1 pseudogene is annotated in these 330 nt (G+C 67.0%); it reads right to left on the bottom strand.

What is annotated here, in order from left to right:
• Window positions 1-132 precede the first annotated feature (132 nt).
• Window positions 133-330 (bottom strand): annotated as a pseudogene (locus tag IG02_RS0135615) (carbohydrate ABC transporter permease); the annotation flags it as partial.

Below are 330 nucleotides of genomic sequence, written 5' to 3'. Positions count from 1 at the left end.
GGATCCGGCGCGAGGTGTCCAGCACCGGGAAGCGCGAGACCCCGGCCTCGCGGGCCACGTCGTGGATGGTCGCCGGGCGGCGCCTGCTCGCTGCTGTGCTCATGCTGTGTGATTCCCCTCGATCCCCTGTGTTCAGGACTTTACGGCGCCGGAGAGCAGGTCGAGGCTCCAGAAGCGCTGGATGACCAGGAACAGGGCGATGAGCGGGACGATGGCGAGCAGCGCGCCGGTGATCACGAGGTTGTAGAGGGAGGGCTGGCTCGCGCCCTGCTTGAGCAGGGTGAACAGGCCGACGGTCATGGGGAACTTCTCGTCGTCGCCAAGCATGAT

Origin of the sequence: Streptomyces sp. NRRL F-5135, from assembly GCF_000719775.1 — a bacterium.
Classification (GTDB): domain Bacteria; phylum Actinomycetota; class Actinomycetes; order Streptomycetales; family Streptomycetaceae; genus Streptomyces; species Streptomyces hebeiensis.
The sequence above is the reverse complement of the archived record's forward strand: the minus strand, read 5'-3'. Positions and strand labels throughout refer to the sequence as shown.